At 70.9% G+C, this 14,679-nt stretch carries 10 protein-coding genes; 9 read left to right on the plus strand and 1 reads right to left on the minus strand.

The window, feature by feature from the left end:
• The first annotated feature begins 92 nt into the window (after positions 1-92).
• The 8 genes from ACZ6SQ_RS05870 to ACZ6SQ_RS05905 all read left to right on the plus strand — a co-directional run bounded on the left by ACZ6SQ_RS05870 (position 93) and on the right by ACZ6SQ_RS05905 (position 10,392).
• Positions 93-1,253 carry a mandelate racemase/muconate lactonizing enzyme family protein gene (locus ACZ6SQ_RS05870; RefSeq protein WP_469557084.1) on the plus strand — a complete coding sequence of 387 codons (1,161 nt, stop codon included), beginning with the start codon at positions 93-95 and terminating at the stop codon, positions 1,251-1,253.
• Positions 1,250-2,257, plus strand: coding sequence for a zinc-dependent alcohol dehydrogenase (locus ACZ6SQ_RS05875; RefSeq protein WP_469557086.1), 1,008 nt, complete (start codon positions 1,250-1,252; stop codon positions 2,255-2,257). The genes ACZ6SQ_RS05870 and ACZ6SQ_RS05875 overlap by 4 nt, the downstream gene beginning before the upstream one ends.
• A 136-nt stretch (positions 2,258-2,393) precedes the next feature.
• Positions 2,394-3,368 carry a hypothetical protein gene (locus ACZ6SQ_RS05880; protein WP_469557088.1) on the plus strand — a complete coding sequence of 325 codons (975 nt, stop codon included), beginning with the start codon at positions 2,394-2,396 and terminating at the stop codon, positions 3,366-3,368.
• Positions 3,369-3,514: 146 nt separating this feature from the next.
• Entirely contained in the window at positions 3,515-4,627 is a 1,113-nt protein-coding gene (gene chvE / locus ACZ6SQ_RS05885) for a multiple monosaccharide ABC transporter substrate-binding protein (RefSeq protein ID WP_469557090.1), read from the plus strand.
• A 32-nt stretch (positions 4,628-4,659) separates the two neighbouring features.
• Complete coding sequence (mmsA, locus tag ACZ6SQ_RS05890) at positions 4,660-6,210, plus strand: multiple monosaccharide ABC transporter ATP-binding protein (protein ID WP_469557092.1); 1,551 nt, start codon at positions 4,660-4,662, stop codon at positions 6,208-6,210.
• Positions 6,207-7,451 carry a multiple monosaccharide ABC transporter permease gene (gene mmsB, locus ACZ6SQ_RS05895; protein ID WP_469557094.1) on the plus strand — a complete coding sequence of 415 codons (1,245 nt, stop codon included), beginning with the start codon at positions 6,207-6,209 and terminating at the stop codon, positions 7,449-7,451. Before mmsA ends, mmsB begins: the two co-directional genes overlap by 4 nt.
• A gap of 109 nt (positions 7,452-7,560) precedes the next feature.
• Positions 7,561-8,706, plus strand: coding sequence for an aldose epimerase family protein (locus ACZ6SQ_RS05900; protein ID WP_469557095.1), 1,146 nt, complete (start codon positions 7,561-7,563; stop codon positions 8,704-8,706).
• Between the two features lie 159 nt (positions 8,707-8,865).
• Complete coding sequence (locus ACZ6SQ_RS05905) at positions 8,866-10,392, plus strand: pyridoxal phosphate-dependent aminotransferase (protein ID WP_469557218.1); 1,527 nt, start codon at positions 8,866-8,868, stop codon at positions 10,390-10,392.
• Between the two features lie 24 nt (positions 10,393-10,416).
• Here ACZ6SQ_RS05905 and ACZ6SQ_RS05910 read toward each other — a convergent pair whose 3' ends face one another.
• Positions 10,417-10,824, minus strand: coding sequence for an ankyrin repeat domain-containing protein (locus tag ACZ6SQ_RS05910; protein WP_469557097.1), 408 nt, complete (start codon positions 10,822-10,824; stop codon positions 10,417-10,419).
• Positions 10,825-11,496: 672 nt separating this feature from the next.
• Between ACZ6SQ_RS05910 and ACZ6SQ_RS05915 the strand changes: the two genes are divergently transcribed.
• Positions 11,497-14,436 carry a beta-galactosidase gene (locus ACZ6SQ_RS05915; RefSeq protein ID WP_469557099.1) on the plus strand — a complete coding sequence of 980 codons (2,940 nt, stop codon included), beginning with the start codon at positions 11,497-11,499 and terminating at the stop codon, positions 14,434-14,436.
• Positions 14,437-14,679 lie beyond the last annotated feature (243 nt).

Consider the following 14,679-nt stretch of genomic DNA (forward strand, 5'->3'; position numbering starts at 1 on the left):
CACCTCCACCACCCCGTCCTTACTGTCACGCCAGCATTTCGAACGCATGTCGAAATATCGAACAGAGCCTACGTTCACGAGGGGCAACTGCCGTGCGCATCACCGGAATCAGCACACACGTGGTCGGGACGCCCTGGCGCAACCTGACGTACGTACAGGTGCACACCGACGAGGGCATCACCGGGGTCGGTGAGACCCGGATGCTGGGCCACACCGACGCGCTGCTCGGCTATCTGCGGGAGGCGGAGGCGAACCACATTCTCGGCTCCGACCCGTTCGCCGTCGAGGACCTGGTGCGGCGGATGAAGTACGGCGACTACGGCCGGGCCGGCGAGATCGTGATGTCCGGGATCGCCGTCGTGGAGATGGCCTGCTGGGACATCAAGGGCAAGGCCCTGGGCGTGCCCGTCTGGCAGCTCCTCGGCGGCAAGGTCACCGACCGGGTGAAGGCGTACGCGAACGGCTGGTACACCACCGAGCGCACGCCCGAGGCGTACCACAAGGCCGCGAAGGGCGTGATCGAGCGCGGCTACAAGGCGCTGAAGATCGACCCGTTCGGGACCGGGCACTTCGAGCTCGACCACGAGCAGTCCCTGTACGCCGTGTCCCTCATCGAGGCCGTGCGCGACGCCATCGGCCCGGACGCCGAGCTGATGCTGGAGATGCACGGCCGGTTCTCGCCCGCGACGGCCGTGCGGCTGGCGAAGGAGCTGGCCCCCTTCGCCCCGGCCTGGCTGGAGGAGCCGTGCCCGCCGGAGAACCTCAAGGCGCTGGAGAAGGTCGCCGCGAAGGTGGACATCCCGGTGGCCACGGGTGAGCGCATCCACGACCGCATCGAGTTCCGCGAGCTGTTCGAGAGCCAGGCCGTCGACATCATCCAGCCCGACGTCGGCCACATCGGCGGCATCTGGGAGACCCGGAAGCTGGCCGCCACCGCCGAGACCCACTACATGCTGGTCGCCCCGCACAACGTGGGCGGCTCGGTGCTGACCGCCGCCTCCCTGCAGGTCGGTTTCACCTCCCCGAACTTCAAGATCCTGGAGCACTTCAACGACTTCGCCGACGCGGACATCAAGAAGGTGGTCAAGGGCGCGCCGCAGGTCGTGGACGGCTACTTCGAGCTGTCCGACGCGCCCGGCCTCGGGGTCGAGTTCGACGCCGACGCCGCCGCCGAGTTCCCTCAGCAGCAGGCCCGGTTCGACCTGTGGGCCGAGGGCTGGGAGCAGCGCAGGCCGAAGGGCACCGACCAGTGACCCCGGCCGCCGTTGTCGTGGAGGCGCCCGGTGAGCACCGGCTGACCGATCACACCCCGCGCCGGCCCGGCCCCGGCGAGGCCCTGGTCCGGGTGCACGCGGTCGGCATCTGCGGCAGCGACCGCGAGGTGTACCAGGGCAACCGGCCCGAGGGATACGTCCGTTACCCGCTCACGCCCGGCCACGAGTGGTCCGGGACCGTGCAGGCGGTGGGCGCGGGGGTGCCCGCCTCCCTGGTCGGGCGGAAGGTCGTCGGCGAGGGGTTCCGCAACTGCCAGGTGTGCGACCGCTGCCACGCCGGTGAGACCACCCTGTGCACGGCCGGGTACGAGGAGACCGGGTTCACCGAGCCCGGCGCGATGGCGGCCACCCTCACCCTGCCCGCCCGGCTGCTGCACATGCTGCCGGACGACGCCGACCTCACCGCCGCGGCCCTGCTGGAGCCGGCCGCCTGTGTCGCGGCGGCCGCGCTGAAGGCGGGCGCCCGGCCGGGCGAGCGGGTCGCGGTCGTGGGCACGGGCACGCTCGGGATGTTCGCCGTGCAGTTCCTGCGGGCGGTGTCCCCGGCCGAGCTGCTGGTGGTGGGCACGCGCCGGGACCGGGAGGCGCTGTCGCGGCGGTTCGGCGCGACCGCCTTCCTGACCAAGGAGCAGGAGCTGCCGGACGGCTTCGACGTCGTCGTCGAGACCGCCGGGTCCGCCGACGCGGCGCGTACCGCGGCCGGGCTGCTGCGGCGCGGCGGGCGGCTGGTGCTGACCGGCATCCCGGCGCCGGGCGCCGACGGTCTGGACCCGACGGATCTGGTCGTACGGCAGCTGGAGGTGCACACCGTCTTCGGTGCGCCGCCCGACGCCTGGGCGCACACCGTGCGGGTCTTCGCCGCGGGGCTGCTGGACCCGGTGCCGCTGGTGACGCACGAGCTGCCGCTGGAGGAGTTCGCGCAGGCCATCGAGCTGGTCGGGTCCGGTGATCCGAAGGTCGGGAAGGTGCTTCTGCGCCCCTAGGGCCTGTCGTCAAACTCCCGCAACCCCCCGGCGTGCGCCGGTGCGGGGCGACCTGACCGTCGCCGTACCGGCGTACCACCAGCTCACACCCTCGGACGCGAACCACGTCCGAAATACCGAACACGAAGGACAGCTTGTGACCGACGCCTTCACGGCGACCCGGCGGCCCGGCGAGCAGGCGCTCGCCGCGCTCGGACTGGGCGCGCCCGACCCCTCCCCCGCCGACGCCTCGCCGCACTCCTTCCCCGGCGGCGGCCGCTGGCGCACCGAGATCCCCTCCGTGGAGGGACCCGAAGCGCTGGCCGTCGTCCTGAAGGAGGCCTCCCGGCTGGACGTGCCGGTCCACCGGATCAGCCAGGGCAGCGGTGTGTGGATGCTCACCGACGCCGAGATCACCGAGATGGCCGAGGCCACGGCCGAACGCGGTATCGAGCTCTGCCTGTTCACCGGCCCGCGCGGCACCTGGGACATCGGCGGTTCCGTGCGCACCGACTCGCGGGGTGCCGGAGTGCGCGCCCGGGGCCACGACGCTGTCGCCGGCTGTGTCGAGGACGCCGTACGCGCCACCGAACTCGGCGTGAGATGCCTGCTGGTGGCCGACGAGGGGGTGCTGTGGACCCTGCACCGGGCGCGTGAGTCCGGCATCCTCCCGGCCGACACCACGCTGAAGGTGTCGGCGCTGATCGGCCCGGTCAACCCGGCCGCCTACGCGGTCTACGAGCGGCTCGGCGCCGACTCGGTCAATGTACCCAGCGATCTGACGCTGGATCACCTCACCGAGATCCGGCGGGTGTCGGCCGCCCCGATGGACATGTACATCGAGGCGCCGGACGACCTCGGCGGCTATGTCCGGATGTACGAGGTCGCCGAGCTGATCCGGCGCGGGGCCCCGCTCTATCTGAAGTTCGGCCTGTCGAAGGCGCCCGGGATCTACCCGTACGGCACCCATCTGCGGGACCTGACCCTGGACACCGCCCGGGAGCGGGTGCGGCGCGGCCGGCTCGCCCTGGACCTCCTCGCCCGGCACGGCGCGGACGGCGGGATGGCCCCGCTCGGCTCCCGGCTGCCCGGCGACCTCAGCCGCTTCCCCGCGGAGCGCTCCACGGGATGAGCCCCCGCGGCCGCGGGCCGCCCGCGCGGCGCAGCCGCACCCCGACCCAACCCCGCACCCCGACCCAGCCCCGCGCCCCCTCGGGGGCACGCCTCACCCACCGCATCACCACCTCTCGACGACGAGAAGAACAGGGACCGATCACCATGCGCACTCGTAGAAGCGCCCTCGCCGGCACAGCCACCGCCGTCTGCCTCGCCCTCACCCTCACCGCCTGCGGCCAGAGCTCCGAGGGCGGCAGCGAGGAGGACAAGGGCGGCAGCGAGGGCGCCACCATCGGCATCGCGATGCCCACCAAGTCCTCCGAGCGCTGGATCGCCGACGGCGACAACGTCGTCAAGCACCTGAAGGAGAAGGGCTACAGGACCAAGCTGGTCTTCGGCGAGGACGACCCCGACCAGCAGGTCTCGCAGATCGAGAACCTCATCACCCAGGGCGTGAAGGCCCTGATCGTCGCGGCCATCGACAACAAGTCGATGAACAACGTCCTCCAGCAGGCGAAGGACGCCGGCATCCCGGTGATCTCCTACGACCGTCTGATCCTCGGCACCCCGAACGTCGACTACTACGCCTCCTTCGACAACGAGAAGGTCGGCGAGCTCCAGGGCGGCTACATCGTCGAGAAGCTGGGCCTGAAGGACGGCAGCAAGAAGGGCCCCTTCAACGTCGAGCTGTTCGCCGGGTCCAACGACGACAACAACACCCGCTACTTCTTCCAGGGCGCGATGAATGTCCTGCAGCCCTACATCGACAAGAAGCAGCTCGTCGTCCGCTCCGGCCAGACCGAGCTCACCCAGGTCACCACCCTGCGCTGGGACGGCGGCACCGCCCAGAAGCGCATGGACGACATCCTCACCTCGGCCTACAAGTCCGAGCGGGTCGACGCGGTGCTCTCGCCGTACGACGGCATCTCCATCGGCATCCTGTCGGCGCTGAAGTCCGACGACTACGGCTCCAAGGCCAAGCCGCTGCCGATCGTGACCGGGCAGGACGCCGAGGTCGCCTCGGTGAAGTCGATCATCGCCGACGAGCAGTCGATGACCGTCTACAAGGACACCCGCGAACTCGCCAAGGTCGCCTCGAACATGGTCGACGCGGTGCTCAACGACAAGAAGCCCGAGGTCAACGACGAGAAGACCTACGACAACGGGTCCAAGGTCGTCCCGGCGTACCTGCTGGAGCCGGTCAGCGTCGACAAGGGCAACTACCGGGCCACCGTGGTCGATTCCGGCTACATCAAGGCCGGCGACCTCAACTAAGCACCCCGACACAGGGATTGGAAGGCACGACCATGGCGGGACCCGTCCTGGAAATGCGCTCGATCGTCAAGACCTTTCCCGGCGTCAAGGCGCTGTCGGACGTCACGCTGACCGTCCGGCGGGGCGAGGTCCACGCCATCTGCGGGGAGAACGGCGCCGGGAAGTCGACCCTGATGAAGGTCCTCTCCGGAGTCCACCCGCACGGCACGTACGAGGGCGAGATCCTCTTCGAGGGGGATGTCTGCTCCTTCAAGGACATCAGGGCCAGTGAGCATCACGGCATCGTGATCATCCACCAGGAACTGGCACTGATCCCCTATCTCTCCATCGCGGAGAACATCTTCCTCGGCAACGAGCACGCCACCCGCGGGATCATCAGCTGGACCGAGACGCTGCGGCACGCCACCGAGCTGCTGCGCCGGGTCGGTCTCGGCGACCACCCCGACACCCGCGTCGCCGACATCGGCGTGGGCAAGCAGCAGCTGGTGGAGATCGCGAAGGCGCTGTCGAAGAAGGTGAAGCTGCTCATCCTGGATGAGCCGACCGCCGCCCTGAACGACGAGGACAGCGGCAAACTCCTCGATCTGATCCTGGAGTTGAAGAAACAGGGCGTCACCTCCATCATCATCAGCCACAAGCTGAACGAGATCCGCAGGGTCGCCGACTCGGTGACGATCCTGCGCGACGGCCGGACCATCGAGACCCTCGACGTGAAGGCCGAGGGGACCACCGAGGACCGGATCATCAGCGGGATGGTCGGCCGGGACCTGGAGCACCGCTTCCCCGACCGCACCCCGCACCCGCCCGAGGAGGGCGCGGCGCCGGCCCTCGAGGTCCGCAACTGGACCGTGCACCACCCGATCGACCAGCAGCGCAAGGTCGTCGACGACGTCTCCCTGGAGGTCCGTCGCGGGGAGATCGTCGGCATCGCGGGCCTGATGGGCGCGGGCCGCACCGAACTCGCGATGAGCGTGTTCGGGCGGACCTACGGCCGGTACGCGGGCGGCACGGTCCTCAAGGACGGCGAGGAGATCCGTACCAGGTCCGTCCCCGAGGCGGTCCGCAACGGCATCGCGTACGTCACCGAGGACCGCAAGCACTTCGGTCTGAACCTCATCGACACCGTCAACCGCAACATCTCGCTCAGCGCGCTGGGCAAGGTCGCCAGGCGGGGCGTGGTCGACGAGCACGAGGAGCGGCAGGTCGCCGAGGGCTTCCGCACGTCCATGAACATCAAGGCGCCGACCGTCTTCGAGCCGGTGGGCAAGCTCTCCGGCGGCAACCAGCAGAAGGTCGTCCTCAGCAAGTGGATCTTCGCGGGTCCCGATGTGCTGATCCTGGACGAGCCGACGCGCGGGATCGACGTCGGCGCCAAGTACGAGATCTACACCGTCATCGACCGACTGGCCGCCCAGGGCAAGGCGGTCGTCTTCATCTCCTCCGAGCTGCCGGAGCTGCTCGGCATGTGCGACCGCATCTACACCATGGCCGCCGGGCGGCTCACGGGTGAGTTCTCGAGGGCCGAGGCCTCGCAGGAATCGCTGATGCGTCAGATGACCAAGGACAAAGAGGTATCCCGATGAGCACGGATGTGACCGACAGGACGCCGGCCCCGGCGCCGCCCGGCAAGGGCGGTACGGCGGGCGCGGACGGCCTGCTCCACCTGGTGATGGAGGGCATGCGCCGCAACATGCGGCAGTACGGCATGCTGATCGCCCTCGGTCTGATCGTGGTGCTGTTCGCCGTGTGGACCGACGGTGACCTGCTGCTGCCGCGCAACGTCTCCAACCTGGTGCTGCAGAACAGCTACATCCTGATCCTCGCGATCGGCATGATGCTGGTGATCATCGCCGGCCATATCGACCTGTCGGTCGGTTCGCTGACCGCGTTCATCGGGTCCATGGCGGCCGTGTTCATGGTCAAGAACGATCTGCCGTGGCCGGTCGCCGTCGTCCTCTGTCTCGCCATGGGCGCGCTGGCGGGCGCGGCACAAGGGTTCTTCATCGCCTACGGCGGCATACCCTCGTTCATCGTCACCCTCGCGGGCATGCTCGTCTTCCGCGGTCTGACCGAGATCTTCCTGGAGGGGCAGACCCTCGGCCCGTTCCCCGAGGGCCTGCAGAAGGTGTCCAACGGCTTCATGCCCGAGGTCGGCCCGGAGACCAACTACCACAACCTCACCCTGCTGCTCGGTCTCGGACTGATCGTCTTCGTGGTCCTCCAGGAGTTCCGCGACCGCCGCCGCCAGCAGGAGTTCTCCCTCGAGGTCCTGCCGTTCAACCTCTTCCTGCTCAAGCTGGTCGCGCTGGGCGCCGCCGTCCTCACCCTGACGATGCTGCTCGCCAGCTACAAGGGCGCCCCGTACGTCCTGCTCGTCCTCGGGGTGCTGCTGGTCGGCTTCGGCTACGTCATGCGCAACGCGATCATCGGCCGCCACATCTACGCCATCGGCGGCAACCTGCCGGCGGCCAAGCTGTCGGGTGTGAAGGACAGGAAGGTCACCTTCCTGGTCTTCCTGAACATGGGCATGCTCGCGGCCCTGGCGGGTCTGGTCTTCGCCGCCCGCTTCAACGCGGCCTCGCCCAAGGCCGGCCTCAACTTCGAGCTGGAGGCCATCGCCGCCTCGTTCATCGGCGGCGCGTCGATGAGCGGTGGTGTCGGCACGGTGCTCGGCGCGATCATCGGCGGCCTGGTCCTGGGCGTGCTGAACAACGGTATGAACCTCGTCGGCATCGGCACGGACTGGCAGCAGGTCATCAAGGGGCTGGTGCTGCTGGCGGCGGTCGGGTTCGACGTGTGGAACAAGCGCAAGGTCGGTTCGTAGGGGCAGGTCGCTTCGGTCGTGGGGCAACTGCGGGCCGTGTGTGGCCGGTCGCGCAGTTCCCCGCGCCCCTTGCGGCGTTGTCCCACTCCCTCTCTTTGGAGTCGCTGCAATGGAACTGAACAGACGCACGCTCATCGCCGGGGCGGCAGCCGCCGGTGTCACCGCCGCCACGAGCGGCACCGCACATGCCAAGGGGGGCCACCGCCCGGTGAAGTCGCTGTTCGGCACGCTCGCCGACGGCACGAAGATCTACAGCTGGTCGCTGGTGAACGGCGGCACCCGGCTGAAGGTCCTCTCCTACGGCGGCATCGTCCAGTCCCTGGAGATCCCCGACCGGCGCGGGCGGTACACCAACGTCTCCCTCGGCTTCGACAACATCGAGGACTACGTCTCCTCCAGCCCCTACTTCGGCGCCCTGATCGGCCGCTACGGCAACCGCATCGGCAAGGGCCGCTTCACCCTGGACGACAAGGCGTACCAGCTGTCCGTCAACGACGGCGCGAACAGCCTGCACGGCGGGTCCAAGGGCTTCGACATGGTCGTCTGGGACATCGAGCCGTTCACCAAGGGCTCCGACGTCGGCCTGTACCTGTACTACACCTCGGTCGACGGCGAGATGGGCTACCCCGGCACGCTGCGCACCAAGGTGACGTACACCCTGACCCGCTCCGGCGACTGGCGCGTCGACTACGAGGCCACCACCGACAAGGCCACCGTCGTCAACCTCACCAGCCACGTGTACTGGAACCTGGCCGGCGAGGCGAGCGGCACCGTCTACGACCACGAGCTGTCCATAGCCGCCTCCCGCTACACGCCGGTCGACCCGGGGCTGATCCCCACGGGCGAGCTGGCGAAGGTAGCGGGCACGCCCTTCGACTTCCGCCGCTCCAAGACCGTCGGCGAGGACATCCGCGTCGCCCACCAGCAGCTGCTGTACGGCAAGGGCATCGACCACAACTGGGTCCTCGACAAGGGGATCACGTCGCGTCCTCAGTGGGTGGCGACCCTGCGGGACCCCTCCTCCGGCCGCACCCTGAGGATGGCCACGACCGAGCCGGGCCTGCAGTTCTACTCGGGCAACTTCCTCGACGGCACCCTGGTCGGCACCGGCGGTTCGGTCTACCGCCAGGGCGACGCGCTCTGCCTGGAGACCCAGCACTTCCCGGACTCGCCCAACCAGCCGTCCTTCCCCTCGACGGTGCTGCGCCCCGGCCAGATGTACCGCTCGACCACGGTGCACTCCTTCGACGCGTGAACCTCCACACGTTCCCCACGAGTTGAACATCACCACGCCGGTCTCCGTATGAATGGGTGGCCCGTGCTCCCCCGCGCGGGCCACCCAGAAACGGAGGGTCCCTTGACGACCGGCAACGTCACCTCGCTGTTCCGCAGCACCTCGGCGCACAGTCCGTCGATGGCGGCGCTGGCGCGCGAGGGAGGCGACGGGGCCGGTCCGGTGGACTTCTGCATCCCGTGCAACCCCTACTTCCCCACCCCGGCGATGTTCGACGAGATGGCGACCCGGCTGCGGGACATCATCACGTACTACCCCAGCAGCGCCGACACCATCACCGCCGAGCTGTGCTCCCTGCTCGGACTTCCGCCGCAGTGCGTGGCGATGGGCAACGGCTCCACGGAGCTGATCACCTGGATCGACCATCTGCTGGTCCGGGAGTCCCTCGCCATCCCCGTCCCCACCTTCGGCCGCTGGACCGACCAGCCCATGGAGACCAGCAAACGGGTCGACATGTTCCCGCTCCAGGAGTCCAGCGGCTTCGCCCTCGACCTCGCCCAGTACGCCGCGTTCATCCGGGCGCGGGGCACCCGGGTCGCGGTCCTGTGCAACCCCAACAACCCCGACGGCGGCTATCTGCAGCGCCACCACGTGGTGCAGTTCATGGACGCCATGGCCGATCTGGACCTGGTGGTCGTCGACGAGAGCTTCCTGGAGTTCGCCGACGCCGAGGCCGACCCGTCCGTCGTGCAGGAGGCGATGCTGCGGCCCAACGTCGTCGTGCTGCGCAGCCTCGGCAAGAACTTCGGCCTGCACGGCATCCGCTTCGGCTATCTCGTCGCCAACCCCGCGCTGGCGGGCAAGGTCCGTTCCATGCTCCCCAAGTGGAACCTCAACTCCTTCGCCGAGCACGTGGTGTTCATGCTGAAGGACCACGGACAGGAGTACATGCAGAGCCTCCAGCAGGTCCGCCGCGACCGGATGGAGATGTCCAGCGCCCTGTCCTCGCTGCCCGGTCTCACCGTCTACCCCTCCCAGGGCAACTTCCTCTTCGTCCGTCTGCCCGTAGGAGCCGAGGGCACCGTGGTCCGTGACCGGCTGCTCACCGAGCACCGGCTGCTGGTCCGCGAGTGCGGCAACAAGATCGGTTCCTCCAGTCGCTTCCTGAGACTCGTGGTGCGCCCCCAGGTCGACGTGCGTCGCCTGGTGTCCGGCCTGGAACAGGTGCTCTACGGGACCAGGAGGGGAGCGGCCGCCGTGCCCGAGCTGAGCACCGGGACCAGCTACAGCTCGGGCACGGCGGCCGTGGATCGGCTGATGGGCGCGACGAACGGCGCGGGCTTCGCGATGCCGGCCTCCGCCCCCGCGATGGCGGGCGCTCCCATGGCGGCCCCCGCGATGGCCGCGCCCGCGATGGCGGCCCCCGCGATGTCCGCCCCGGCCGCCATGGCGGCTCCGCAGATGATGGAGGCCCCCATGCCGGTGCCCGTGCCGGCCCCGGCGCCCGCCCCCATGCCCGTCGTGCCGCAGCAGGTCGCCCCGCCCCCGGCCCCCCAGCCGATACCCGTCGCCATGGGTCTCACCCCGCCCGGCGTCCCCGCCCAGGGCGGCCGCACCGCCGCCGAGGTGAGAGGCACGAACGGCCTCACCCCCGCCCCCGCCACGGGCTGGCCGAACACCCCCAACTGGCCGATGGCCGCCGGCTGAGGAAGACGGAGCCTCAGCCCGGGATCACCGGGCCGCCTCCAGCAACGCCGCGGTCCCCGGATACGGCCCCCGTCGCGCCCACTCCAGCGGGGTCAGGCCCGTGCCGCCGTCCTCGCGCAGGGACGGGTCGGCGCCGCCCGCGAGCAGGGCCCGTACCGCGGCCTCGTGGCCCCAGCAGGCCGCCGCGCACAGCGGGGTGCCCTCGGAGCCGTGGCCGCTCTCGGTGTCCGGGTCCGCCCCGGCCGCCAGCAGGAGGCGGACGATCTCCGCGTCGCCCTGCACGGACGCCTGGTAGAGCGGGGTCGTGCCGTCCGGGTCGGGGGCGCCCGGGGCCGCGCCCGAACGCAGCAGGGCCCGGACCTCGTCGGCCCGGCCCAGCAGCGCCGCCGTCACCAGCCGCCGCGACAGCTTCTTGCTCCTGCGTCTGTTCACGGCCGTCGAGCCTATGCCGACCCCGAGCTCCCCGCGCCCCCGACGGGTGGCCGTGCGTATGCGGATGCGGGCGTTCGGCGGCTGGTCGCGCAGTTCCCCGCGCCCCTGGAGGGGTGGCCGTGTGTGTGGGTGCGGGCGTTCGGTGGTTGTTCGCGCAGTTCCCCGCGCCCCCGACGGGTGACCGTGCGTGTACGGGTGCGGGCGTTCGGCGGCTGGTCGCGCAGTTCCCCGCGCCCCTGGAGGGGTGGCCGTGTGTGCGGGTGCGGGCGTTCGGTGGTTGTTCGCGCAGTTCCCCGCGCCCCTGAGGGGTGGCGCTGAGTTCGCGGGTGCGGGTCGGGGGTGGGATTTTGCGTGGTTCCCCGCGCTCTCGAAGGGGGCAGCACCGGGCTCACCCGAAGGGGCGCGGGGAACTGCGCGACCAGCCACGACGGAACCGTGACCCTCGAATCAGGGCAGCACGGGGCCCACCTCAAGGGGCGCGGGGAACTGCGCGAACAGCCGCGACGGACCCGCACCCGACAACGCGCACAAGGCACGGCGTCATCCGGGTTGATGCCGACCGCCGTACCGCGTAATCCTCCCGTGCCGCGCAGGTCGGAGCCCCGTCGCGCGCTCCCCGCACGGACACAATGACCGCGCACCCGCCCCCCACGGACCGTCACGGAGGCTCCCATGGAGCTGAGCAGACGCACCTTCCACACCCTCGCCGGCGCGACGGCCCTGGGTCTCGCCCTGGACGGGACGGCGACCGCGCGCCCCCGTCCCGCCGCCGCGCCGCCCCCCACCGCCGACGCCCTGCGGCACACGGTCGGCTTCGACCGTCACTCCCTGCTCGTGGACGGCGAGCGCGTGTTCGTCTGGTCCGGCGAGATGCACCCCTTCCGGCTGCCCAGCCCCTCCCTGTGGCGGGACGTGCTGCAGAAGATGCGGGCGTACGGCTACAACGCGGTCAGCGTCTACGTCGCCTGGAACGTCCACTCCCCCGCCCCCGGACAGTACGACTTCACCGGCGTCCGGGACCTGGACCTGTTCCTGCGCACGGCCGCCGAGACGGGCCTGTTCGTGATCCTGCGGCCGGGCCCCTACATCAACGCCGAGGTGGACGCGGGCGGCTTCCCCGGCTGGCTCACCGCCACCGCGGGCACCGCCCGCACCAGCGACCCCACGTATCTGGGCCATGTCGACGCGTGGCTGACCGCGGTGAACGGAATCGTCGCCCGCCATCTGTACACCCGGGGCACCGGCACGGTCCTGCTCTACCAGATCGAGAACGAGTACGACGCGCACGTGGACCAGCCCGCGGGCCGCGACTACATGGCCCACCTCTACGCCAAGGTCCGCGCCGACGGCATCGACGTGCCCCTCTTCCACAACGACAACGGGCGCAACGGCCACTGGGTGCCCGGCTCCTTCGACACGGGCGGGGAGACGGGCCGCTGGCTGTACGGGTTCGACGGCTACCCGAGCCCGTTCAAGACCCCGCCGGACTGGGGGCACTTCGGCAGCGGCGGCAGCAAGGGCGGCGCCACCGCCAGCCCGGACACGCCGGGCTTCGTGCCGGAGTTCGGCGGCGGCTGGTTCGACCCGTGGGGCGGGGTGGAGTTCCAGGGCAAGGGCTACGCGGAGTCCCGCCGGACCCGTGACGCGGCGTACGAGCGGCGCTTCTACCTCACCAACCTCGCCAACGGCATCACCCTGCACAACGTCTACATGACCTTCGGCGGCACCAGCTGGGGCTGGCTGCCCTCGCCCCAGGTCTACACGTCGTACGACTACGGCGCCGCCTTCGACGAGGGCCGGGGCGCCACCGCCAAGCTCGTCCCGATGCACCAGCTCGGCCATCTGCTGCGCGGCGTACCGGACTTCGCCGAACTCGTCAGTGCGGCGGAGGTGAAGGCGGCCGACGCGCGCGTGAAGGTGTACCACTTGACGGCTGCGTCCACCGGCGCCCATGTCTATGTGCTGCGCAACGACAGCGCGGACCCGGTCGCCACCACCGTCCCCGTGGGCGGCGTCCCGCTGCCGGTGTCCCTGCCGGGGCAGGACGCCCGGCTGCTGGCCGCCGGGCTGCGGCTCGGACGGCGGACGCTGCGCTACTCCAGCGCGCAGCCCATGCTCGGGATCACGGCCGGACGGCAGGACGTGCTCGTGCTGACCGGGCGCGGCGGCGAGGCCACCCGGACCGCCCTGGAGTGGGCGGCCGAGCCCGAGGTGCGGGTGCTGGAGGGGGACGCGCAGCACTCGTACCAGGACGGCGCGCTGCGGGTCGACGCCCGGCTCGACGGCCTGACCCGGGTGCTGATCAGCGGAGGCGGGGCCGCCGCGCCCGTGCTGCTGCTGCTCTGCGACGACGAGACCTCGGTGCGGCTGTGGCCGTACGAGACACCCTCCGGGCCGGTGCTCGTGCACGGCCCGGCGCTGCTGCGGACGGCCGCGCTGGACGGGACCGTGCTGCGGCTGACCGGGGACACCACCGAGGCGTCCGGACTGGAGGTGTGGGCACCGCGCGGTGTCGGCGAGGTCACCTGGAACGGCGTCGCCGTGCGCACCGGCGACTCCCCCTCGGGCGGCCTGCGCGCCGACGCCCCGCTCCCCGGGCCCGGCCCGGTCGCGCTGCCCTCGCTGAGCGGCGGCTGGCGGCGCCGGGAGGAGAACCCGGAGTCCGCGCCCGGCTTCGACGACTCCGCCTGGCGGCGCGCCGACCTGACCCGTTCGTTCAGCACCACGCCGGTGCCGGCCGGGCAGCCGGTGCTCTTCGCGGACGACTACGGCTTCCACTACGGCGACGTCTGGTACCGGGGCCGCTTCACCGGCGCCACCGGCGCCACGTCCCTCTCCCTCGGCTACAGCACCGGCACCCAGGGCATGCTGATGGCCTGGCTCGACGGGGTCGCGCTGGGCCGGCACCGGATGCCGGTTCCGGACAGCACCAGTGTGCGCAAGGGCAGTTGGGAGGCCACCGCCGAGCTGGCCGTGCCGGAGCGGCTGCGCACCCCCGGCGCGCATGTCCTGTCGGTGCTGGTGCGGCGGATGCAGCACGACATGGACGGCAAGTCCCTGGACACCCACAAGGCCGCCCGCGGTCTGACGAGGGCCGCCTTCACCGGGGCCGTGCCGAGGATCGCCTGGCGGCTGCAGGGCGAGGCGGCGTACGACCCGGTGCGCGGCCCGCAGAACAACGGCGGACTGTACGGCGAGCGGCAGGGCTGGCATCTGCCGGGGTACCCGGACGCCGACTGGGCGGCCGCCGAGCTGCCGGGCTCGGCCGCGCGGCTCGGGGTGACCTGGTACCGGCGGTCGTTCCGGCTGGACGTCGACCCCGGCACGGACGCATCGATCGGTCTGGTCCTGGACGACGACCCGGCGCTGGCGTACCGCGCGCAGATCTTCCTCAACGGCTGGAACATGGGGCAGTACATCAACGACGTGGGTCCGCAGCACACGTTCGTGCTGCCGAACGGGATTCTGCGTACCCGGGGCGGCAACACGCTCGCCCTTGCCGTGCTGTCCGACGGCACGACGGTTTCCGGGCCGGGGGTGGTGCGGCTTGCCCTGCTGGGCGCGGCGGTGGGGGGCGTGCCTGTCGAGGCGGTCGACTCTCCTGGTCGGTGAGCTGACTCGGGCAGAGTCCGGGGCGTGGTCCTGCGTCGCTTGTCGGGGGTGGTTGGGGTGAGTTGGCGGCTGACCGTCGCCGATGGTTGCTCGCGCAGTTCCCCGCGCCCCCAAAAGAGGCGGGTGCTGCTCAGGCGGGTCGGGAGCTGATGCCTGGCGCGTCCGCGCAGCGGAGCCGCATATCGACACAGCCCCGCGCCCCCAAAAGAGGCGGGTGCTGCTCAGGCGGGTCGGGAGCTGATG

The sequence above is a fragment of the Streptomyces sp. NPDC048600 genome (assembly GCF_055587025.1).